19 protein-coding genes, 1 tRNA gene and 2 rRNA genes are annotated in these 21,953 nt (G+C 65.1%); 14 read left to right on the top strand and 8 right to left on the bottom strand.

Annotated elements, in window-relative coordinates:
- The 3 genes from K0S66_RS08670 to K0S66_RS08660 all read left to right on the top strand — a co-directional run.
- Positions 1–349: ribosomal RNA gene (locus K0S66_RS08670) — 23S ribosomal RNA — on the top strand; the annotation flags it as partial.
- Between the two features lie 178 nt (positions 350–527).
- Positions 528–642 (top strand): 5S ribosomal RNA (gene rrf, locus K0S66_RS08665).
- Positions 643–777: 135 nt separating this feature from the next.
- Positions 778–854, top strand: a tRNA-Met gene (locus K0S66_RS08660).
- A gap of 376 nt (positions 855–1,230) precedes the next feature.
- Here K0S66_RS08660 and K0S66_RS08655 read toward each other — a convergent pair.
- Positions 1,231–2,133 (bottom strand): LysR family transcriptional regulator, encoded by a 903-nt coding sequence (locus tag K0S66_RS08655; protein ID WP_301074926.1) that lies wholly within the window; start codon positions 2,131–2,133, stop codon positions 1,231–1,233.
- A gap of 92 nt (positions 2,134–2,225) precedes the next feature.
- Between K0S66_RS08655 and K0S66_RS08650 the strand changes: the two genes are divergently transcribed.
- From K0S66_RS08650 to K0S66_RS08635, 4 genes are read left to right on the top strand one after another with little or no spacing between them, the layout of a single operon-like run.
- Positions 2,226–3,395, top strand: a complete 1,170-nt coding sequence (locus tag K0S66_RS08650; protein WP_301074925.1) for an acyl-CoA dehydrogenase family protein — start codon at positions 2,226–2,228, stop codon at positions 3,393–3,395.
- A gap of 8 nt (positions 3,396–3,403) precedes the next feature.
- Entirely contained in the window at positions 3,404–4,999 is a 1,596-nt protein-coding gene (locus K0S66_RS08645) for a carboxyl transferase domain-containing protein (protein WP_301074924.1), read from the top strand.
- A 5-nt stretch (positions 5,000–5,004) separates the two neighbouring features.
- The gene (locus K0S66_RS08640; RefSeq protein WP_301074923.1) at positions 5,005–6,858 is read left to right on the top strand and encodes a biotin carboxylase N-terminal domain-containing protein; all 1,854 of its coding nucleotides are present in this window, start codon (positions 5,005–5,007) and stop codon (positions 6,856–6,858) included.
- The gene (locus tag K0S66_RS08635) at positions 6,858–7,310 is read left to right on the top strand and encodes a MaoC family dehydratase (RefSeq protein WP_301074922.1); all 453 of its coding nucleotides are present in this window, start codon (positions 6,858–6,860) and stop codon (positions 7,308–7,310) included. Before K0S66_RS08640 ends, K0S66_RS08635 begins: the two co-directional genes overlap by 1 nt.
- A gap of 53 nt (positions 7,311–7,363) precedes the next feature.
- Here K0S66_RS08635 and K0S66_RS08630 read toward each other — a convergent pair whose 3' ends face one another.
- Entirely contained in the window at positions 7,364–8,764 is a 1,401-nt protein-coding gene (locus K0S66_RS08630) for an FAD-linked oxidase C-terminal domain-containing protein (RefSeq protein WP_301074949.1), read from the bottom strand.
- Positions 8,765–8,933: 169 nt separating this feature from the next.
- Between K0S66_RS08630 and K0S66_RS08625 the strand changes: the two genes are divergently transcribed.
- Positions 8,934–10,517: a peptidase dimerization domain-containing protein gene (locus K0S66_RS08625; protein ID WP_301074921.1), complete on the top strand. Its 1,584-nt coding sequence runs from the start codon at positions 8,934–8,936 to the stop codon at positions 10,515–10,517.
- 351 nt (positions 10,518–10,868) lie between these two features.
- Here K0S66_RS08625 and K0S66_RS08620 read toward each other — a convergent pair whose 3' ends face one another.
- The 3 genes from K0S66_RS08620 to K0S66_RS08610 are packed head-to-tail and all read right to left on the bottom strand — an operon-like array spanning position 10,869 to position 13,355.
- Complete coding sequence (locus K0S66_RS08620; RefSeq protein WP_301074920.1) at positions 10,869–11,408, bottom strand: pseudouridine synthase; 540 nt, start codon at positions 11,406–11,408, stop codon at positions 10,869–10,871.
- Positions 11,405–13,024 (bottom strand): NAD(P)/FAD-dependent oxidoreductase, encoded by a 1,620-nt coding sequence (locus K0S66_RS08615; protein WP_301074919.1) that lies wholly within the window; start codon positions 13,022–13,024, stop codon positions 11,405–11,407. Before K0S66_RS08615 ends, K0S66_RS08620 begins: the two co-directional genes overlap by 4 nt.
- A gap of 46 nt (positions 13,025–13,070) precedes the next feature.
- Complete coding sequence (locus tag K0S66_RS08610) at positions 13,071–13,355, bottom strand: hypothetical protein (protein WP_301074918.1); 285 nt, start codon at positions 13,353–13,355, stop codon at positions 13,071–13,073.
- A 127-nt stretch (positions 13,356–13,482) separates the two neighbouring features.
- Between K0S66_RS08610 and K0S66_RS08605 the strand changes: the two genes are divergently transcribed.
- The 5 genes from K0S66_RS08605 to K0S66_RS08585 all read left to right on the top strand — a co-directional run bounded on the left by K0S66_RS08605 (position 13,483) and on the right by K0S66_RS08585 (position 18,347).
- Positions 13,483–13,854, top strand: coding sequence for a DUF6481 family protein (locus K0S66_RS08605; RefSeq protein ID WP_301074917.1), 372 nt, complete (start codon positions 13,483–13,485; stop codon positions 13,852–13,854).
- Positions 13,851–14,522 carry a spermidine synthase gene (locus K0S66_RS08600; RefSeq protein ID WP_301074916.1) on the top strand — a complete coding sequence of 224 codons (672 nt, stop codon included), beginning with the start codon at positions 13,851–13,853 and terminating at the stop codon, positions 14,520–14,522. Before K0S66_RS08605 ends, K0S66_RS08600 begins: the two co-directional genes overlap by 4 nt.
- Before the next feature lie 98 nt (positions 14,523–14,620).
- Positions 14,621–15,847 (top strand): polysaccharide pyruvyl transferase family protein, encoded by a 1,227-nt coding sequence (locus K0S66_RS08595; protein ID WP_301074915.1) that lies wholly within the window; start codon positions 14,621–14,623, stop codon positions 15,845–15,847.
- 98 nt (positions 15,848–15,945) lie between these two features.
- A complete protein-coding gene (locus K0S66_RS08590; protein WP_301074914.1) occupies positions 15,946–17,088 on the top strand; it encodes a Coenzyme F420 hydrogenase/dehydrogenase, beta subunit C-terminal domain in 1,143 nt (380 codons plus the stop codon).
- Positions 17,085–18,347, top strand: a complete 1,263-nt coding sequence (locus tag K0S66_RS08585; protein WP_301074913.1) for a hypothetical protein — start codon at positions 17,085–17,087, stop codon at positions 18,345–18,347. Before K0S66_RS08590 ends, K0S66_RS08585 begins: the two co-directional genes overlap by 4 nt.
- A gap of 13 nt (positions 18,348–18,360) precedes the next feature.
- On the opposite strand, the gene K0S66_RS08580 is transcribed toward K0S66_RS08585, so the two are convergent.
- The 3 genes from K0S66_RS08580 to gltX are packed head-to-tail and all read right to left on the bottom strand — an operon-like array spanning position 18,361 to position 21,287.
- The gene (locus K0S66_RS08580; RefSeq protein WP_301074912.1) at positions 18,361–18,561 is read right to left on the bottom strand and encodes a hypothetical protein; all 201 of its coding nucleotides are present in this window, start codon (positions 18,559–18,561) and stop codon (positions 18,361–18,363) included.
- A gap of 1 nt (position 18,562) precedes the next feature.
- Positions 18,563–19,843 carry a citrate synthase gene (locus K0S66_RS08575; RefSeq protein WP_301074911.1) on the bottom strand — a complete coding sequence of 427 codons (1,281 nt, stop codon included), beginning with the start codon at positions 19,841–19,843 and terminating at the stop codon, positions 18,563–18,565.
- Positions 19,836–21,287, bottom strand: a complete 1,452-nt coding sequence (gene gltX / locus K0S66_RS08570) for a glutamate--tRNA ligase (RefSeq protein WP_301074910.1) — start codon at positions 21,285–21,287, stop codon at positions 19,836–19,838. Before gltX ends, K0S66_RS08575 begins: the two co-directional genes overlap by 8 nt.
- 29 nt (positions 21,288–21,316) lie before the next feature.
- On the opposite strand from gltX, the gene K0S66_RS16765 reads away from it, so the two are divergent.
- Positions 21,317–21,901: a hypothetical protein gene (locus K0S66_RS16765; protein ID WP_366520801.1), complete on the top strand. Its 585-nt coding sequence runs from the start codon at positions 21,317–21,319 to the stop codon at positions 21,899–21,901.
- Positions 21,902–21,953: the final 52 nt, after the last annotated feature.

Raw genomic sequence — 21,953 nt, 5'->3', positions numbered from 1 at the left:
CAGGTCCCAAGGGTTTGGCTGTTCGCCAATTAAAGTGGTACGTGAGCTGGGTTCAGAACGTCGCGAGACAGTTTGGTCCCTATCTGCCGTGGGCGTCGAAATTTGAGAGGAGTTGACCCTAGTACGAGAGGACCGGGTTGAACGTACCTCTGGTGTACCTGTCGTCGTGCCAACGGCGCAGCAGGGTAGCTATGTACGGACGGGATAACCGCTGAAAGCATCTAAGCGGGAAGCCTCCCTCGAGATAAGATTTCACAGGACGGTCGGAGACCACGACCTTGATAGATCGGATGTGGAAGTGCGGTAACGCATGGAGCTAACCGATACTAATCGTCCTATTCGCGCTTGAGAGTCCCACCATCAACGACAACCCTGGGTTGTCCGCGAGGTCGGATGATTGAAAGCTCGACGCCAGAACAACTTACATACGTAAATGTGCATCGATTTTAGAACCGTTCACGATACCCCTTAACCGGGGTCCCCATGAAGTAACACTTCATGGGGTGACGTGTGCACCTGCTTCATTGCCTGGTGACCATAGCGTCGGTGTCCCACCCGATCCCATCTCGAACTCGGCCGTGAAACCCGACTGCGCCAATGGTACTATCGCCTAAGCGATGGAAGAGTAGGGCGTCGCCAGGCATTGTAGCCGGTGCACACCAGTCAAAAACGGTACAACGAACCCATTCATCTTGTCGTCCATCACGGACACCGTCGCCTCCGCTCACGCGGAGGCGTTCGCGTTCCAACCATGGACCCCATGGACCAAACCAGTGTCGCGGGGTGGAGCAGCCCGGTAGCTCGTCAGGCTCATAACCTGAAGGTCACAGGTTCAAATCCTGTCCCCGCAACCAACACGATTTGCAACGCCTCCTAGGTCACCACCGGAGGCTTTTTGCGTCCGGGCCGACACCGCGCAAAGGGACGTAGAAGAAGCTAGCTCAGCGCTGCTCCGACACCTTTCAAATCTGCAACGCGGCAGAAGGCGTTGGCGTTCACGGTGCTGTCGCCGCTCGAAACTAGTCTGCGGCGCCATCGAGGCCATTCAGACCCGGTGCCCGCGTTGCTCCGCTGACTGCGGTTCACAGGATGACCTATAGCTCTACGGGATGCTGGCTCGCGTTCCGCCCCGCCGCTCAAAATGTACTAAAAGCCGCGACCCGGCTTATCGCACCTCCGCGCAGAGAGGAGCTCGACTGTTCTAATCAGTGGCCGCATATCCGAGTTACGCTAGAATGGCTGTGGGAGGCTGTCCCGCTCTGCCTCGGCGCTCGCAATTCGCACCATCGCAGCAGCGACCGGTGAGCGAGGCCCGCGTTCGGCTTGGACGTGGGGTGCCCAGATCAACGCAACGTCGCGAGTGAAGTCGAACCCATCGAGGGGCACCATCACCACGCCCTCTTCGGCCAGCGTTCTGGGCATGATGGTGACGCCCAGGCCTGCCCGGACATAGCTGATCGCCTTCGCTTCGCTGGTCGTTCGCGCGGCGAAGAACGGGCGGATGCCGTGCGCGGTGAAGAAGCGGCTCGTTTCCGGGAGCAGTTCGCAGTGGCGTCGAAGGATCATGGCATCCTTGCTCAGATCCTCCGCGCGTACCGATCGGCGTGCGGCAAGCCGATGATCGCGGCCTAGCGCCAGCATGTAGTTTTCGGTGTGGAGCCGCTGCGCAGTGCCCCCGGCATCACCATCACGCAATATCGTCAGCGCTGCATCGATCCGGCCGCGCGCCAGGCGGCCGCGCAACTCGCGCTCGCTACCCTCGACGATTTCGATGCGCCCGCCGTCCAGGAACAGGGTCTCGTCGCGAAGTAGCTCCTCGATCCAGCGTCGAGCGATCGTGGTGAGAACCCCCAGGCGCAACGTCTGCGGCACACTGCTGCCCGCGACGTCGCGTTCTGCTGCAGCAAAGCTCGCCTCGATGGTGCGGGCGTGCAGCAGCAGCTTTGCGCCCGCATCGGTCAGTGCAACCCGGCGGTTGGTACGGCTGAACAAGGGGCTACCGAGCAGCTTTTCCAGCTTCGCGATCCCGACGGACAAGGTCGGCTGCGACACATTGCACGCCGCCGCCGCTCGCGAGAAATTACCGTTGGTCACGACCGCGAGGAAATAGCGGAGGTGATAACGCTCGATCATAGAGTTCATCTATATCGTGCATCCGCCTGTTTCAATTTTCCAAATGACGCGGCCGCTCCTACGTTGGCCGTCAAATTGGATCGGAGACTGACATGGCGGACCTGGATTTCAGGCTGGGCGAGATGGCGGACACGATCCGCGCGACCACGCGGCGGTTGGCGCTCGACCGGATCGAGCCAATCGCGGCGCGGGTGGATGCGGAAGACAGCTTCCCGCGTGAACTGTGGCCCGAAATGGGTGCGCTCGGCCTCCACGGTATCACCGTCGAGGAGAAGGATGGCGGACTTGGCCTCGGCTATCTGGAGCATCTGATCGCCTGCGAGGAGGTCAGTCGATCCTCGGCGGCGATCGGGCTCAGCTATGGCGCGCATTCCAACCTGTGCGTGAACCAGATCCGGCGCTGGGCGAACGAAGAGCAGAAGGCGAAGTATCTGCCCAAGCTCATTTCCGGCGAACATGTCGGCAGCCTGGCCATGTCGGAGGCGGGCGCCGGATCAGACGTCGTGTCGATGAAGCTGCGCGCGGACAAGGTGGATGGCGGCTGGCGGCTGAACGGGACCAAATTCTGGATCACCAACGCCCCTTATGCAGACACGCTGGTCGTGTACGCCAAGACGGCGCCGGAGGCTGGCTCGAAGGGTATCACGGCCTTCTTGATCGAGAAGGGTCTCGCAGGGTTCTCGATCGGGCAGAAGATCGACAAGGTCGGCATGCGCGGTTCGCCCACCGCAGAACTGGTGTTCGACGATTGCTTCGTGTCCGACGATCAGGTGATGGGGCCGCTGAATGGCGGCGTTAAAGTGCTGATGTCCGGCCTGGATTATGAGCGCGTGGTGCTGTCGGGCATCCAGATCGGCATCATGCAGGCGTGCCTCGACGTGGTCCTGCCCTATGTGCGTGAGCGCAAGCAGTTCGGCCGCCCGATCGGCGACTTCCAGCTGATGCAGGCCAAGGTGGCGGACATGTACGTCGCGCTGAATTCCTCGCGCGCTTATGTCTATGCCGTCGCGCAGGCGTGTGACGCCGGGCAGACGACGCGTTTTGACGCGGCGGGGTGCATCCTGCTTGCCTCCGAGAACGCCGTGAAGGTGGCCGGTGAGGCGATCCAGGCGCTGGGCGGCGCCGGCTACACCCGCGACTGGCCGGTGGAGCGTTACTGGCGCGACGCCAAGCTGCTCGACATTGGCGCGGGTACCAACGAGATCCGTCGCATGCTGGTCGGCCGGGAGCTGATCGCCGGTGACGCACCGCGCGCGCAATAGGAACGCTTATGCCACGCATCCCAACCCAGGTGTCGGCGACATCCGACGATTTCCAGGCCAACGTCGCGCACAATCGTGCCTTGGCGGAGGATCTGCGCGCCACCATCGCTCGCACCGCGCTTGGCGGGTCGGAGCAGCATCGCGCCCGCCATGTGGCGCGCGGCAAGCTGCTGCCGCGTGATCGCGTCGAGCGGTTGCTGGACCCGGGTTCGCCGTTCCTTGAAATCGGCGCGCTGGCCGCCAACGGCATGTATGACGATGGCGCGCCCGGCGCCGGCATGATCGTCGGCATCGGCCGCGTCTCCGGCCGTGAGTGCATGATCGTCGCCAATGATCCGACGGTGAAGGGCGGCGCCTATTTCCCGATGACGGTGAAGAAGCATCTGCGCGCGCAGGAGATCGCGCAGGAAAACCACCTACCGTGCATCTACCTCGTCGACAGCGGCGGGGCGAACCTGCCGCACCAGGCGGAGGTATTTCCCGACCGCGATCATTTCGGCCGCATCTTCTTCAACCAGGCGCAGATGTCGGCCAAGGGCATCCCGCAGATCGCCTGCGTGATGGGCAGCTGCACCGCCGGCGGCGCCTATGTCCCCGCGATGTCAGACGAAAGCGTCATCGTGCGCAACCAGGGCACGATCTTCCTCGCGGGTCCGCCGCTGGTGAAGGCCGCCACCGGCGAAGTCATCTCGGCGGAGGAATTGGGCGGGGCGGACACCCATGGCCGCAAGTCGGGCGTCGTCGACCATGTTGCCGAGAATGACGAGCACGCGCTGCTGATCGTGCGAGACATCGTGGCGACGCTGAACCGCCCCAAATCAGTCGACATCGAGATTACCGCGCCAATCCCGCCGCGTCTCGACCCCGCGGACCTGTACGGCATCGTGCCTCAGGACGTGCGCGCGCCGTACGACGTGCATGAGGTGATCGGCCGGATCGTCGACGGCTCCGATTTCCACGAATTCAAGCCGCTGTACGGCACCACGCTGGTCTGCGGCTTCGCGCGCATCTGGGGCATGCCGGTCGCAATCCTCGCCAACAACGGCGTGCTCTTCTCCGAAAGCGCGCTGAAGGGCGCCCATTTCATCGAGCTGGCGTGCCAGCGCCGCGTGCCGCTGCTGTTCCTGCAGAACATCTCCGGCTTCATGGTCGGCGGCAAATATGAGGCGGAGGGGATCGCCAAGAACGGCGCCAAGCTCGTCACCGCGGTCGCTACTGCGTCGGTGCCCAAGATCACCGTGCTGATCGGCGGCAGCTTCGGCGCCGGCAATTACGGCATGGCCGGCCGCGCCTACAGCCCGCGCTTCCTGTTCACCTGGCCCAATGCGCGCATCTCGGTGATGGGGGGGGAGCAGGCCGCCAGCGTCCTCGCCACCGTGCACCGCGATGCCGAGACCTGGACGCCGGAGGAGGCCGAGCGGTTCAAGGCGCCAATCCGCCAGAAGTACGAGGACGAGGGCAATCCCTATTACGCCACCGCGCGGTTGTGGGATGATGGGATCATCGACCCGGTGCAGACCCGCGACGTGCTGGGGCTCGCCTTCTCCGCGGCGCTGAACGCCCCGATCCCTCAGTCGCCGTCCTTCGGCGTGTTCCGGATGTAATGGCCATGATCGACAGTCTCCTTATCGCCAATCGCGGCGAGATCGCGCGCCGCATCATTCGCACCGCGCGCCGCCTCGGCATCCGCACCATCGCGGTCCATTCCGATGTCGACGCCGGCATGCCCTTCGTGCGCGAGGCGGACGAGGCAGTGTGCATCGGCACCGCCGCCGCGGCGGACAGCTACCTGCGGCAGGATCGTCTGCTGGAGGCGGCACGCACGACCGGCGCACAGGCGATCCACCCCGGGTACGGCTTCCTGTCCGAGAATGCCGAGTTCGCGGAGGCTGTCGTTGCCGCCGGGCTCGTCTGGGTCGGCGCGCCGCCCGCCAGCATCCGCGCCATGGGGCTGAAGGATGCGGCCAAGGAGCGGATGATCGCGGCAGGCGTGCCGGTCACCCCTGGTTATCTCGGTGCGGACCAGTCCCCCGACCGGCTGCGCGCCGAGGCGGATGCGATCGGCTACCCGGTGCTGATCAAGGCAGTCGCCGGTGGTGGTGGCAAGGGGATGCGCAAGGTCGACGCCGCCGCCGACTTCGATGCCATGCTGGAAAGCTGCAAGCGCGAGGCGGCGGCATCGTTCGGCGACGATCGCGTGCTGATCGAAAAGTACATCCTGTCGCCCCGCCATATCGAGGTGCAGGTGTTCGGCGACACCTTGGGCAATGTGGTCCATCTGTTTGAACGCGACTGCTCGCTGCAGCGCCGTCACCAGAAGGTGATCGAGGAAGCGCCCGCACCCGGCATGGACGCGGAAACCCGCGCGGCGATCTGCGACGCCGCCGTGCGCGCGGCCAAGGCCGTCGATTACGTCGGTGCCGGCACGATCGAGTTCATCGCCGATGGCTCGGAGGGGCTTCGCGCCGATCGCATCTGGTTCATGGAAATGAACACCCGTCTTCAGGTCGAGCATCCGGTGACCGAAGCGATCACCGGGCAGGACCTGGTCGAATGGCAGCTTCGGGTCGCCTCTGGCGAGCCGCTGCCGCTGCGGCAGGAGGATCTGGCGATCAACGGCTGGGCGATGGAAGCACGGCTCTACGCGGAAAATCCCGCTACCGGCTTTCTCCCCTCCACCGGCCCGCTCGATCGGCTGCGTTTCCCTGATGGAGTGCGGGTCGACAGCGGGGTCGAGGAGGGCGGCGAGGTCACGCCCTTCTACGACCCGATGATCGCCAAGTTGATCGTTCATGGCGAGACGCGCGCTGCCGCGGCGGCGAAACTCGCCGATGCGGCGCGGCATACGCAGGTCTGGCCGGTGCGCACCAATGCGGCCTTCCTCGCGCGCGCTGCTGCCGACGTCGATTTCGTCGCCGGCCGGATCGACACCGGCTTTATCGAACGTCACGCCGAGCGGCTGATCCCCGGCACCACGCCATCCGACGCGGTGCTTCAGGCCGCCGCGGCAGCGATCGTGCCGGCCCCCAATGGCGATCCGTGGCAGGATCTGGTCGGTTTCCGCGCCAACGCCGCCGCCGTGCAGCGCGTGGAGGTCGAAGTCGACGGCACGCCGTATCTGGTCGAACGCGCCAAGGCGCCGCCGGCGACGATCGCCGATGACGTTCTCTTCCTCGATGGCGAGGCATGGTCGTTCGGCCTGCCACGCGCTGACCACGCCGGCGGGGCGGGGGAGGGCGACGGCGCGATCATGTCGCCGATGCCCGGCCGTGTCATTGCGGTGCTGGTCGAGGAAGGACAGGCGGTGACCCGTGGAGAACGCCTGCTGGTGCTGGAGGCCATGAAGATGGAACAGGCGCTGCTGGCGCCGTTCGACGGCGTGGTCAGCACGCTGAAGGTCGTTGCGGGCGCTCAGGTGCCCGAAGGCACGCTGCTGGCGCGGATCGAACAGGGAGAGGGCTGATGGCTGGGCGGTATTTCGACGAGTGGCAGGTGGGCGACCGGCTGGTTCATGAGATCCGGCGGACGGTGACGGAAACGGACAACCTCCTGTTCTCCACCATGACCCACAATCCGCAGCCGCTTCACCTCGATGTCGAGGCGGCACGCGCCAGCGAGTTCGGCCAGATCCTCGTCAACGGCACCTTCACCTTCGCGCTGATGGTGGGCCTGTCGGTTGGTGACACCACCCTTGGTACGCTGGTCGCCAACCTCGGCTATGACAAACTGGTCATGCCCAAGCCCGTGTTCATCGGCGACACGCTGCGCGCCGAGAGCGAGGTGCATGAGCTGAAGGAAAGCCGCTCGCGTCCCGGCGCCGGGATCGTCACCTTCGCACACCGGCTGCTGAACCAGCGCGACGAGATCGTCTGCCAGTGCCTGCGTTCGGCGCTGATCAAGAAATCGACCGCCTGAACGTGCGTCCGACGCGCGCCGGCGATGGCCGTCGGCGCCGCGTCAGCGGCCATCTACAGCGCGAAGATCTTGCCCGGATTGAACAGATTCTTCGGGTCCAATGTGCGCTTCAGCGTCCGCATGATGTCGACAGCATCGCCCAGCTCGGCGACCAGCCAGTCCTGCTTGCCGAGGCCGATGCCATGCTCGCCGGTGCAGGTGCCGTCCATCGCCAGCGCGCGCTCGACGATCCGCGCATTGACCGCGGCGACCTCCGCCAGTTCCTCCGGCGCGGTTGGATCGATCGAAAAGATGACGTGGAAATTCCCGTCGCCGACATGGCCGACGATCGTCGCCGGCACGCTGCACGTCGCCAGATCGGCCTGGGTCTCCAGGATGCACGCTGGCAGGCGGCTGATCGGTACACACACGTCGGTTGACCAGCCGACGGCATTGGGGCGCAGGTTGACCGCCGCCCAATAGGCCTCGTGCCGCGCCTTCCACAGCCGGGCGCGCTCCTCCGGCAGCGTCGACCAGGCAAAATCGCCGCCGCCATTCTCCGCCGCCAGCGCCTCCACCGTCGCGACCTGCTCGGCGACGCCCGCCGGCGATCCGTGAAATTCGAAAAACAGCGTCGTCGTCTCGGGCAGGTCCAGCTTCGACCAGCGATTGACGGCGCGGATCTGCATCACGTCGAGCAGTTCGACCCGTGCGAGCGGAACACCCGACTGGATCGACTGGACCACCGTGTCCACCGCCCCCTGCAAGGTCGCGAAGCCGCAGACGGCGGCGGAGATCTGCTCCGGGATCGGGTGCAGCCGCAGCGTAACTTCGGTGATGATCCCCAGCGTCCCGTCGGCGCCGACGAACAGCCGCGTCAGGTCATAGCCGGCGGCGGATTTGCGCGCCCGGCTGCCGGTCTTGATGACCTTGCCGTCCGGGGTGACGACGGTCAGCGACAGCACCGCCTCGCGCATCGTGCCATAGCGCACTGCATTGGTGCCGCTCGCCCGCGTCGACGCCATGCCGCCGATCGTTGCATTGGCGCCGGGCTCGATCGGAAAGAACAGCCCCATGTCGCGCAGGTGCAGGTTCAATTCCTCGCGGCGGCAGCCCGCCTGCACCGTGCAGTCGAAATCCTCCGCATGCACGGCCAGAACCGCGTTCATCTCCGACATGTTGACGCTGACGCCGCCATGGATCGGCAGCGCGTTGCCCTCGATCGATGTGCCGGCGCCGAAGGGGACGATCGGCACGTCATGCGCGGTGCACAGGCGCACGAGGTCGACGACATCCTGTGTGTTCTGGGCGAACAGCACCGCGTCGGGTGGGGAGGGGCCGAAATGCGCCTCGGACCGGCCATGTTGCGCCAGCATCGCACCGCTCTCGTGCCATTGGCGGCCGAACCGACTCCGCGCCGCATCAAGAAAGGCCGGGGCAAGCGGCTGGCGGGAAGGGGAAGATGGGGCGTGCATCAGCTGATCCTGCCCCGAAACTTGGGCCATGAGAACCGCGGTCATGCGCGAAGGCTATGGTCATCCTTGCGATTTGCCTGTGCCGTGCGCGGCCGCGTCGTTGCTTTCACCCCTCGATCCGCCATCCTGCGCGCTTCCTGCGAAAGGACCGCTCTTGATCGCTCGCCCCATGCTTCGTGCCGCCCTGCTTGCCGGTGTGTTCCACTTCGCGACCGCGTCTCCTGCCGCTGCGCAGACCGACCCGGCAAGGCTCGACGCGCTGAAGACGGAAGCTGCGGCAAAGGTCGATCGCCAGGCGAAGATGGTGCAGGAGATGATCGATTCGCTGTTCAGCTTCGGCGAGCTGGGCATGCAGGAGGTGGAATCCTCCCGCTACATTACCGCCGTGCTGGAGAAGAACGGCTTCACCGTTGTCCGCGGCGTGGCCGGCATCCCGACTGCCTGGACAGCTACTTGGACGAATGGCAGCGGCGGCCCGGTGATCGCCGTCGGATCCGACATCGATGGCATCCCCAAGGCGAGCCAGAAGCCCGGCGTCGCCTGGCGCGAGCCGCTGGTAGCGGGCGCGCCCGGCCATGGCGAGGGACATAATTCCGGGCAGGCGGTGAACATCGCCGCCGCGATCGCGGTCAAGGACCTGATGACCCGTGAGAAGATCCCCGGCACGCTGATGCTATGGCCGGGGGTCGCCGAGGAGCCTGTCGCTGCCAAGGCATTCTTCGTCCGCGACGGCCTGTTCAAGGACGCAGACGCGGTATTGTTCACTCACGTCAGCTCAAACCTGGCGACAAACTGGGGCCAGCCGAGCGGTACGGGCGGGGTGTCGGTCCTATATACCTTTTCGGGAGAATCGGCGCACTCGGCAGGAGCGCCCTGGCGTGGCCGCAGCGCGCTCGATGCGGTCGAACTGATGGACGCAGGCTGGAATTTTCGCCGAGAGCATCTCCGGCCTGAGCAGCGGTCGCATTATGTGATCAAGGACGGCGGCGACTTTCCCAATGTCGTCCCGTCCGAGGCGACCGTCTGGTATTATTTCCGCGAACAGACCTTCGCGGACATTCACAAGAACTTCCAGATCGGCACCAAGATCGCCAATGCCGCCGCGATGATGACCGACACGACGGTCAGCCACCGCATCATCGGCACCGCGGCGCCTCAGCACATGAACCGCCCGATGGCCGAGGCGGCTCATGCGAACATGCAGAAGGTCGGCCTGCCGAGTTGGACCCCGGAGGAGCAGCAATTCGCCCGTGCGGTGCAGAAGCTGGTGGGGGGCAAGGAAACCGGGCTCGACACCGAACTGGACAAGCTGAACCCGCCAGATCCCGAGCCCAAGAGCGGTGGGTCTGACGATATCGGCGATGTCTCCTGGACGAAGCCGACGATCACGATCCGCTACCCGTCGAACATCCCGAACCTGCCGGGGCACAATTGGTCCAACGCCATCGCAATGGCCACGCCGATCGCACACAAGGGGGCGATCGCGGGCGCGAAGGCCATGGCGATGACGATGCTAGACCTGTTCCTTGATCCCAAGCTGCTCGCCGGTGCAAAAAGCTACTTCAGCGACGTGCAGACAAAGGACGTGAAATATCAGCCGGTGCTGACCGATGAAAAACCGTACATTGAAATGAACGCCGACATCATGGGCGCGTATCGCGAGAAGATGCGGCCGTTCTACTACAATCCAGCCAAGCACCGGACCTATCTTGATCAGATCGGGGTGAAGTGGCCGTCGACCACCAGGCCGTGAAGGAGCCTTTTTCAAGCGCGATCCCGGCCAAGTTCTGGGTCCGCTTGACGTGACGTAGCCGGCTCCCAAGTGGCAGCAGCGACTGAAGGGTCAGCAGGTGGGGGCGGTGAACCGGCGGCGTGCGCGTACGGCCGGTCGCCTGCTGAATGACCGGCAGGCAGTCGCCGAGCAGGATCGGCGCACTTGCTTCAAGCGTGATGGCGAGCCGCGCAGCGGCAATCAGGGCAAGCCATTCCGCCTCCATGCTGGTGCCGGGACCCAGGCTGCGGGTGATCTGTGCGCGCCCGCCAACGACTGTGGCGATTTCCATACCGGCGGGCAGTGGTCGCAACCCGCCGTCGAAGTAGATCTTCATGCGGAGCGATAGGCGCCGGGCGCGAGGTCGCCCAACGTCCAGTCGCCAATTTGCCAGCGCACCAGCCTCAACGTCGGATGCCCCACCGCCGCCGTCATCCGACGGACCTGACGATTGCGCCCCTCGCGGATCGTAACCCGGAGCCAGCAATCGGGCACGCTGGCCCGGAAACGGATCGGCGGATCACGGGGCCAAAGCGCCGGCTCGTCGATCCGCTCCACATCGGCGGGACGCGTCAGACCGTCCTTCAAATCTACCCCGCGGCGAAGCGCCGAAAGCGCCTCGATGCCTGGCTCGCCCTCCACCTGAACAAGATAGGTCTTCGCCAGCTTGAAGCGAGGGTCTGCAATGCGTGCCTGCAGCCGGCCATCGTCGGTCAACAGCAGCAACCCTTCGCTATCGCGATCGAGGCGGCCGGCGGGATAAACGCCGGGAACATCGATATAGTCGGACAGCGTCGCTCGCTTGGTCGGTGAGCCGCGATCGGTAAACTGGCTCAGCACGTCGTATGGCTTGTTGAAGAGCAGCAAGGTCATCCGGCGGCGGCGATGCTTTGCGCGACTGCCTCGGCAGTTCGGATGCCATCCACTGCGGCAGAAAGGATGCCGCCTGCGTAGCCGGCGCCTTCGCCGGCGGGGAAGAGCCCGGCGGTGTTGAGGCTCTGGCCATCCCCACCGCGGGTAAACCGAACCGGCGACGAGGTACGCGTTTCCACGCCGGTCATTAGCACGTCGGGATGGTCATAATCCTTGATCTGGCGGCCGAATACCGGCAGCGCCTCGCGCATCGCGGCCACCACGAAATCGGGCAGGCAAAGCGACAGATCGGTCGGCTCTACTCCAGGCTTGTAGGAGGGCGCGACCGATCCGATCGACGTCGAGGCGCGGCCTGCCAGGAAATCTCCGACGCGCTGCGCCGGAGCCTTGTAGCTTGACCCGCCCGCCACGAACGCCTGCTCTTCCAGCCGGCGCTGCAGGGCGATGCCGGCCAGTGGATCGCCCGGATAGTCACGCGCGGGATCGATCGCCACGACGAAACCGGAATTCGCGTTGCGCTCATTGCGCGAATATTGGCTCATCCCGTTGGTGGCGACCCGCCCTTCCTCCGATGTGGCGGCAACCACCGTGCCGCCGGGGCACATGCAGAAGCTGTAGACGGTTCGGCCGTTCGAGCAGTGGTGCGAGATATGATATTCGGCCGCACCGAGGATCGCATTCCCAGCCTCATGACCAAAGCGTGCACGGTCGATCCAGGATTGCGGATGTTCGATCCTGACCCCAATCGAAAAAGGCTTTGCTTCGGCATAGACGCCGGCGGCGTGGAGCATGGCAAACGTGTCTCGCGCGCTATGCCCGATCGCCAGCACGACATGATCGGCCTCGAGGTACGATCCGTCGCTCAGATGCAGACCGCGGACCTGCCGTGCGCCCGCGGCGTCCGCCTGGATATCCATCCCGTCGACACGGGTACTGAACCGATATTCGCCGCCGAGTTCTTCGATCGAGGCGCGCATGCTCTCGACCATCGTGACGAGACGAAAGGTGCCGATATGCGGATGCGCCTCGATCAGGATCTCTGGCGGCGCGCCGGCCTTGACGAACTCGGTCAGCACCTTGCGGTTCAAGTGCCGCGGATCTTTGATGCGGCTATACAGCTTCCCGTCCGAAAAGGTGCCAGCGCCGCCCTCTCCGAACTGTACGTTCGACTCAGGGTTCAGCACGCTCCGCCGCCATAGCCCCCAGGTGTCCTTCGTGCGTTCGCGCACTACCTTGCCCCGCTCCAGCACGATCGGACGATGACCTGCCTGGGCAAGGATAAGCGCGGCGAACAGCCCGCACGGGCCGGCGCCGATCACCACCGGGCGCAGCGCGCCGGCCGGTGGCGCTGAGGGAAGGTGATAGCGCGTGTCCGGCGTCAATTGCACGTCGCGGTCGCGGCGGAGCCGGGCGAGCACCGTTGCTTCGTTCTTAACTGCGACGTCGATCGAATAGACGAGCACGATGTTGCTCTTGTCGCGGGCATCGTGGCCGCGACGCGCGATCGTGAACCGGATCAGTTCACGCGGCGTGACCCGCAGGCGGCGGCAGATCGCCGCCGGCAGCGCCTCGTCGGGATGGTGAAGCGGCAGTTTCAGTTCGCTGATGCGGATCATGTCCGTGCTCTACACCGCCGCTCCGGGAGCGCCAGACGCACGATTCTCATGCTTTACCTTTGGCCGATGCGGGATTGTCGCTCTCGATCAACTCGACAACCTCAAAATCGTACCGCTCCCATCCACGCTGCCGGGCGGCTTCCTGACTGGCGGCCTTCTTGCCGTTCGCTTCCTTGAACGACTTGGCGTGGCCCCAGAAAACCTCGGTTCGTCCGCCCGACAGATAGGCAACGAGCCGCCAATAATGGGTGAAGGCAGTGTTGGTCGGACCAATTGTCTTCACATAGCCGTCAGCCATGGTGGCCGTGAGGTAGCGCTTTCGCTTCGCCATTCGTTTTCTGGATCACCGCGACGTCGCCGATCGGCTGCTCGTCAAAGGGCGTAGAGACTAGGGCGCGATTGAGGCTTTGGAAACTCTTTCTTCCATGATCGCCAGTTTCTGCTAAGTGAGCGCCCATATGGCAGGTTTCAAACTCCCGACGTTCAATGATCGTGCGGCCGCCTCGCGCGCCGCGAAGCAGCTCGCTGTCGAAAAGCAGCGCGCCAAGGCAGCGCCCGATGCGGAGGCTCTGGCGGCCCGTGCGGCTGCGCTCGAAGCGCGTGAGGCCGCCGCGGCCGAGCGCCGCGCCGCCCATAAGGCCGCGATCGAGGCCGAAAAGGCCGCAAAGGCAGAGCAGCGCGCCAAGGCGCAGGCCGAGGCCGATGAGGAAACCGAGCGACTGGCGGCGTCCCGTCGCGCAGCTCCGGTCCCTCACATCCCGACCGCAGCCGAGCTGAAGGCGGCGCGCGACGCCCGCTACGCGGCGCGCAAGGCCCGCCAACGCAAGTGACCCCTCGCGAACTGGTCGGCACCGCTGAGGTGCCGGGCGGTCCCCCGTTGCGATTGTTCCGTCGCGGCGCTGACTTCATGATCGTGCTTGAGCGCAATGAACTGATGAGCACGCGAATGAGCGGCTCAGAGGTGGCGCTTGGCACGATGACGTGTCAGCGGCTCGCCGGTCGCCCCGCGCCGCGGCTGTTGATCGGCGGCTATGGCATGGGCTTCACGCTTCGTGCGGTGCTCGATCTGCTCGGCCCTGAGGCCAGCGTCGTCGTTGCCGAGCTGGTTCCCGGCATCATCGGATGGGCGCGGGGCCCGATGGCCTCGTTGACGGCGGGTTGCCTCGATGATCCCCGCGTCACGCTGGAGACGGGTGACGTCGCGGACATCATCCGGCGCGATCGCGGTTGCTATGATGCGATCCTCCTCGATGTTGATAACGGTCCCGACGGACTGACGCGTCCGGCGAACGACGGCATCTATTCCACGCGCGGGATCGAGGCGGCTTGGCGTGCGCTCCGTCCCGGAGGAATATTGGCGGTGTGGTCTGCCGCGCCCGACGCGCCCTTCGCACGGCGACTGGCGAGCGCGGGCTTCAGCGTGGACGAGGTCCGCGTAAAGGCGCGCGACAATGGTAAGGGTGCCACCCACGTCATCTGGTTTGCCCGGCGGGATTGATCGTCTGGCCGTGAAGATGGCGCCGAAACGGCGCTAAACCGAACATCCGCCGAGAAATTGCGCCACACAGCCGCAGGGATTGATGGGGGCGCGTCACAATGCATGGCCGGGCGGCATTCTTCGATGAGCGTCACGGCGATGGACAGACCGTCCGCACGATAACGATCGGTCTGCTGTGGCATTCCTTGAATTCCGGTAACCTCGGCATCGGCGCGCTAACGCTCGCAAACCTGGCGATTGCGCGAAAGGCGGCGCGCGATGCCGGATTGTCGCCCCGCTTCGTGATCATGGGCGCGCGGGAGGCAGAGCCCGCACCACCTGCGTTCCCTGACACCCGGATGGTGCCCATCGATTGGCGCGCGCTGACGCCCGGTGGCGCCATCTGGCGCGCCATGGGGGAGGTCGATTGCGTCCTCGACATAGGTGCTGGGGACAGCTTCACAGATATCTACGGGCCGCGCCGCTTCGCCTTTCTGACGTTGACGAAGCTGCTTGCGATCGCGCGCGATCGGCCGCTTGTCCTGTCACCGCAGACGATCGGGCCGTTCACCGGGAGCGGATATAAGGCGGTTGCCGCCTATATCATGCGGCGGAGTCGCGCCGTGTTCGCACGGGACGAAGCGTCCCGAGCGGCGGCACTGACGCTGGCGCCAGACAGCGATGTTAAGCTGGCGGTCGACGTCGCGTTCGAACTGCCGTTCGTTGATCGGTCATCGCTGCGCGGTTCGTCGCGCCTGCGCGTAGGCGTCAATGTCTCCGGCCTGCTCTTTGCCGACGCGGAAGGAGGCAGCAATCGCTTCGGCCTGTCCTATGACTATGCCGTTTTCACGCGCCGTCTGCTCACCGCACTGTCCGAGCAGCCGGCGATCGATGTTCATCTGATCTCCCATGCGACCAGCGCGCATATCAAGACGGACGATGACGGCGCGGTTGCCGATCGCCTCGCAAGGGAGTTCCCTACCTCCGTCCGCGTTCCCGATTTCACCGGACCTTCCGAAGCAAAGAGCTATATCTCGGGCCTGGACCTGTTGGTGGCGGGGCGCATGCATGCCTGCATCGCGGCATTCTCCAGCGGCGTGCCGGTCATTCCCGTCGCCTATAGCCGCAAGTTCACGGGTCTGTTCGGCCTGCTCGGCTACGACGCGATGGTCCCGGTGACCGGCGTGGACGAGGACGATGCCGTGTCCCTCGTCATGCGCGCGATGGCCGAGCGAAGTCGCCTCGCCTCGGCGGAGGAAGCGGGGACTGCTCGTGTAGAGAGCTTGCTGGCAGACTATCGGGCGACGCTGCGCTCACTCTTCGCGGCCGTGGGTGATCGTGTGTGAAGGAACATTCCGGTACGGTTGCCCGAGTCCTGAAGGCCGATCTTTGTAGCGGCTGTGGTCTCTGCGCCGGCATCTCAGGCAGCGCGATCGTCATGGGAATGGCAGCCCCTGGCTATGCGCGGCCGCTCCAGCGGCAGCCGGTCTCCCCCTCTATCGACGCGAAAATTGCCGCCAGCTGCCCAGGACAGGTGGTGGCGCCATGGCCGAAAGAAGCTGAGCGGCATCCTGTTTGGGGTCCTTGGCGTCAAACACTGGAAGGAGCGGCGACCGATCCGGCAATCCGGTTCGCCGGTGCATCTGGCGGCGCCTTGTCAGCGTTGCTGATTCACGCCCTGAATACGGGGCTGGTTGATCGCGTTCTTCACGTCGAGGCAGATCCGTCCCACCCCCTCGGCAACAAAATGCGCTGGTCCACCAATGCCGCGCAGATCCTCGCCGGGGCGGGGTCGCGCTACGCCGCGTCATCCCCTTTGGCTGGGATCGATTGCGCATTGGCGGAGGGTGGGCGGTTTGCCTTTGTGGGAAAGCCTTGTGACGTTTCCGCGCTACGTCGCCTTAGTCGCCATGATCCGCGCGTGGCAGCGCACGTCCCGCTCATGCTTTCCTTCTTCTGCGGCGGGATGCCCAGCGAGGATGGCGCGCGTCGTATTGTCGCGGCGATGGGGCTGGACGCCCGCCAGCTTCAATCCTTCCGCTACCGCGGCCAAGGCTGGCCGGGGCTGACGGTGGCCACGACCGCCGAGGGGGGGAGGGCGGAAATGCCTTACTCAGAAAGCTGGGGCGCGCATCTCAGCCGCGAAGTGCAGTTCCGCTGCAAAATCTGCCCCGACGCCGTCGGGGGAACCGCGGATATCGCCTGCGCCGACGCCTGGCACGGCGACGATGCCGGTTATCCCCTGTTCGAGGAGGAGGACGGACGGAGCCTGATTGCGGCCCGCACAGCGACCGGCGAGGCGCTACTGCGTTCGGCCCAAGCTGCAGGGGTGGTCGATGCGTCGCCCTTGCCGATATCCGACATCAGCCGGATGCAGCCCGCCCAAGCGCAGCGGAAGCGGATGGTTGCTGCGCGGGTGCTGGCGACGCGGTTGCTGGGCCAAGCGACGCCGCGCATGCGTGATCTGGACGTGATGCGGGCAGCACGTCGTGGCCGGCTGTATGACCTCACCCACAACTTTCTGGGGACCCTGCGGCGGGTTTGGCAGCGCCGCTGGCGTCGCACGTGGGCGGGAATGCACCGTTGACGACGATGCTGGCCGCCCGACGCATCGCCAAGGGCAGCGCCGTCACGCTGGCCTTCGCCCTCGCAGCCGAAGGGCGAGCGCAGGTGGCGCCGCTTGATGGTCACACCTTCAACCCACCGGCGCGAACAATCACGCTCTCGGTCGCATCCGAGCTTCTCTACGACACGAACGTCGCGCGGGGCAGCGAGGAAGTCGCCACTTTGCGAGGACTCGATCGCAAGGACGTTCGTAGCAGCACCGTTGCGGCGATTGACCTCTCCCTGCCTGGTGGACGCGGCTCTTTCGATCTCCTTGGGCAGGTCGGCTATGACGCCTATGCCCGCAACAGCCGGCTTGATCGCGAGCGGATCGATCTATCCGCTGCTGGCAAGCTTTCGGTTGCGTTCTGCGGGGTGAATGCGGGCCTTGGCTATCGTCGCGGCCAGAGCGACCTCGCCGATCTGTCGTTAGTGGCGAACCTGCCCGACGGGGCCGCTGTCAATGTGCAGACCGTCAGCCGGGCCGACCTGTCGCTGACCTGCGGCCCGCAGATCGGTGTACGCCCCTTCGCCTCGATCGGGCATGTTGATACGGCGAACAGCGCTGCCGTTCGGCAGGTACAGGACGTCACTCAGACGCACTATGCAGCCGGACTCGCCTATGTGAACCCCGCGGTCGGTATCGTCAGCGTCGTCGTACGCCGGACCACCTTCGACTATGATCGGCGCTCCGTCGACAGTTCGCTGGGTCCGCCACGCTTTCGAGTTTCCTATGCAGGCGTCGGCTTCGATCGGCGCCTCGGTGCGGCCCTGCAGATGACAGCATCGATCGGCTATGCCGCTGTCAGCGAGCCGGCCATGCCATCCGCTCGCCGGTTGAACGGGCTAAACTGGGATTTGGCAACCAGCTTGCGCTTGGCGGACACGGCGCGGCTAACACTGCGGACATCCCGGACCATTGATGCCGCACCCGGTACCTTCGCCAACCAGATACGCCGAAGCAGCTATGGCGGCACGATTGTCTATGCCCTCGGGCCGGCTCTTCGCTTCGATGCGACCGCATCGCTGATGACCCGAAATTTTGAATTCGGCGCCGCACCCCGCCCATTGCAGCTCATTGACGATACCACCCAGGATTACGCGCTGGGAATGGAGTATCGGCGTGAGCGCGCCCGTGTGCGTCTGACGGCGGCATATCGGCGCCGTGACGCAACACCCGACCTCTATGACTTCAGCGGCTTCTTGCTCTCGCTCGGAGTTCGATACGAGCTGGAGAGATAAGTCTACGCCGCGCTCAGCGCAGCCGACGAGAGAGCAGGATCAGCACCAGCCCGGCGGCAGCGAGGAAGGCGCCACGGTCTGCCCAGGCGCGCTGCTGCAGCATGAAGCTGGAAGAGGGCCACTGCACATAGCCCAAGCCTTGGCCAATCCACAGCAGCCCGACCAGTGCGAGGATGGCGCCCAGCGCAAACAGCACGGGGCGCCAGCGTCGCATCTTAGCGCTCGTTGAGCGGAACGTACGGACGAGCAGTCGGCCCGGTGTACAACTGACGCGGACGGCCGATCTTCTGGTCAGGATCGGTGATCATCTCGTTCCACTGCGCCACCCAGCCGACGGTACGGGCCAAAGCGAACAGCACGGTGAACATCGACGTCGGGAAGCCGATCGCCGACAGGATCACGCCGGAGTAGAAGTCGACGTTCGGGAACAGCTTCTTCTCGATGAAGTAATCGTCGCTGAGCGCGAGTTCTTCGAGCCGCAGCGCGGTTTCGAACAGCGGGTCGTTGACGTTCAGCGCCTCGAACACTTCACGCACCGTCTTTTGCATCACCGTCGCGCGTGGATCGTAGTTCTTGTACACGCGGTGACCGAAGCCCATCAGGCGGAACGGATCGTTCTTGTCCTTCGCCCGATTGATGAACTCCGGAATGCGGTCCGGCGTGCCGATTTCCTGCAGCATGTTGAGTGCGGCTTCGTTCGCGCCGCCATGGGCAGGGCCCCAAAGGCAGGCGATGCCGGCCGCGATGCATGCAAACGGGTTCGCGCCCGACGAACCAGCGAGACGGACGGTCGAGGTCGACGCGTTCTGCTCGTGATCGGCGTGGAGGATGAAGATGCGATCCATCGCCTTTTCGACCGCCGGGTTCACTTCGTACGGCTCGGCCGGCACGCCGAAGGTCATCTTCAGGAAGTTGCCGGTGTAGCTTAGCGAGTTGTCCGGATACTGGAACGGCTGACCCACGCTGTACTTGTACGCCATCGCCGCGATCGTCGGCATCTTGGCGATCAGCCGGTGTGACGCGATCATCCGCTGCGTCGGATCGTGGATGTCGGTCGAATCGTGGTAGAAGGCGGAAAGCGCGCCGACCACGCCGCACATGATCGCCATCGGGTGCGCGTCGCGGCGGAAACCGCGGTAGAACGTCGCCAGCTGCTCATGGAGCATGGTGTGGCGGGTAATCGTGCTTTCGAACTTGTCCAGTTCGTTGCCCTTCGGCAGCTCGCCGTTCAGGAGGAGGTAGGCGACCTCCATGAAGCTCGAGTTCTCGGCCAGCTCGCCGATCGGATAGCCGCGGTGAAGCAGAACACCTTCGTCACCGTCGATATAGGTCAGCTTGGACTGGCACGACGCGGTGGAGGTGAAGCCGGGATCATAGGTGAAGGCGCCGGTCTGACCATACATCTTGCGGATGTCGACCACGTCAGGGCCAACCGTGCCCGACAGCACGGGATAGCCGAAGTTCTTGTCCCCAAGGGACAGCTTGGCATCAGTCATCGTTTTCGTCCTTCCCATGGGCGGCCGTTTGATCCGCGGCATGATCAGCGATGCGGGCGAGACTTTCGTCACGCCCGAGCAGTGCGAGCACGTCGAAGATGCCGGGCGAGGTCCGGCGGCCGGTGAGTGCGGCACGGAGCGGCTGGGCCACCTGGCCGAGCTTCAAGCCCAGCGTCTCGGCGACCTGCCGCACCGCTTCTTCGAGCGCTTCCGTATCCCACTTGGCCACAGCGTCAAGCGCGTCATGCACCTTTGCCAGCGTCAACGGTGCATCGCCGGCCAGAAGCGGCTCCGCATCGGGCGCGATCGGCAACGGGCGGGAAACAATCAGGAAACGCGCGCCGTCCGCGAGTTCGTTCAAATTGGCGGCGCGCGGCTTCAAGGCCGGCATGGCCGCGGCGATCAGCGGGCGGCGCGGATCATCTTTCGGCAGTCTCAGCCGTTCTGCCACCAGTTCCGCCAGTCGGGCGTCATCGGCGCTGCGGATGTAGTGGCCGTTCAGATTTTCCAGCTTCTTCAGGTCGAAACGGGACGGCGCCTTGCCGACGCTCGACAGGTCGAACCACTCGATCGCCTGTTCGCGGCTGATGATCTCATTGTCGCCATGGCCCCAGCCAAGGCGCAGCAGGTAATTGTCGAGCGCCTCGGGGAGAATGCCGAGCTCGTCGCGATACGCCTCAATTCCGACCGCCCCATGTCGCTTCGACAGCTTGGCGCCGTCGCTGCCATGGATCAGCGGGATGTGAGCATAGGCTGGTTCCGGCCAGCCCATCGCCTTGATGATGGGCAATTGGCGAAACGCATTGTTCAGGTGATCGTCGCCGCGGATGATGTGCGTCACGCCCATGTCGTGATCGTCTACCACGACCGCCAGCATATAGGTCGGAGTGCCGTCAGAACGAAGCAGCACGAGATCGTCGAGTTCGGCGTTCTGGACCGTTACCGGCCCCTGGACCAGATCGTTGATCGTGGTCGCCCCATCGGTCGGCGCGCGAAGGCGGACCACGAACGGCGCCGAAGGATCGTCATTCACGCGATCGCGCCAGGGCGAGCGGATGCGCAGCGGCTGCTTTTTCGCCTGCGCCTCGGCACGTATTGCCTCGATTTCCTCGGCGGTCATGTAGCAACGATAGGCGGCGCCGGCAGCGATCATCGCCTCGGCCACTTCCGCATGCCGCGGCGCTCGCGCCGATTGATAGACTTCCTCGCCATCCCAATCGAGACCGAGCCATCGCATGCCTGAAAGGATCGCGTCTATCGCAGGCTGGGTGGATCGCGCGCGATCGGTATCCTCGATGCGGAGCAGAAAACGTCCGCCATGGTGTCGCGCAAACAGCAGGTTGAACAGCGCCGTTCGCGCGCCCCCCAAATGCAGGAATCCGGTGGGGGAGGGTGCGAACCGTGTGACCACGGTTGCATCGCGGGTTTCAATGGTTGCGCTCAAGCGCGCTTGCTCCCAGGCTGATGGATAAGATGGCGACTACGGCCGCGCCCGCCCCTAGCACTTACGCCCCGGCGCTTCAAACCGCGCGGGCCCGCCTGGAATCCTGGCTGGAGGCGGAGCGGGATCAACTGCCCCTGTGGCTGCCGGTGGGGCTGGGCGCCGGAATCGCTGCCTGGTTCGTGCTGCCGGACCCGATTGCCTGGCAGGCAGCGTTTTTCGGCGCTCTGGCTGTCGCGTTGTGCGCTCTTGCAATCACGCGCGGCGGGCGAGCCGGCGTCGTGGTCGCGATAGGGGGCACCGCGTTCGCGGCGGGGCTCGCTCTGGTATGGTTGCGCGCAGAGATGGCGGCCGCACCGGTGCTGACGCGTCCTACGATCGCGAGGCTCACCGCCAGGGTGGAGGCGGTGAACACGCTTCCGGCCCGTGATCTCGTGCGTTTGCGGCTTGGGGATCTTCGATGGCTCGGGCGTGCGCCTGCACCCGCACCAATTCATGTACGCGTCAACGTTCCGGACAAGGACGTGCCCGAGGGGCTTTTGCCCGGTGCCACGATCCGCCTGCGCGTGCGGTTGATGCCGCCCCCCCCCCCCGCCGGCTGTTCCCGGCGCCTATGATTTCGCGCGTGTGGCCTGGTTCAGCGGGATCGGCGCGACGGGACGGGCGCTC

The organism is Sphingomonas sp. (assembly GCF_029239295.1).
Lineage (GTDB): Bacteria > Pseudomonadota > Alphaproteobacteria > Sphingomonadales > Sphingomonadaceae > Sphingomonas.
Note: the sequence above shows the minus strand (reverse complement) of the source record. Positions and strands in the feature narration are given on the sequence as shown.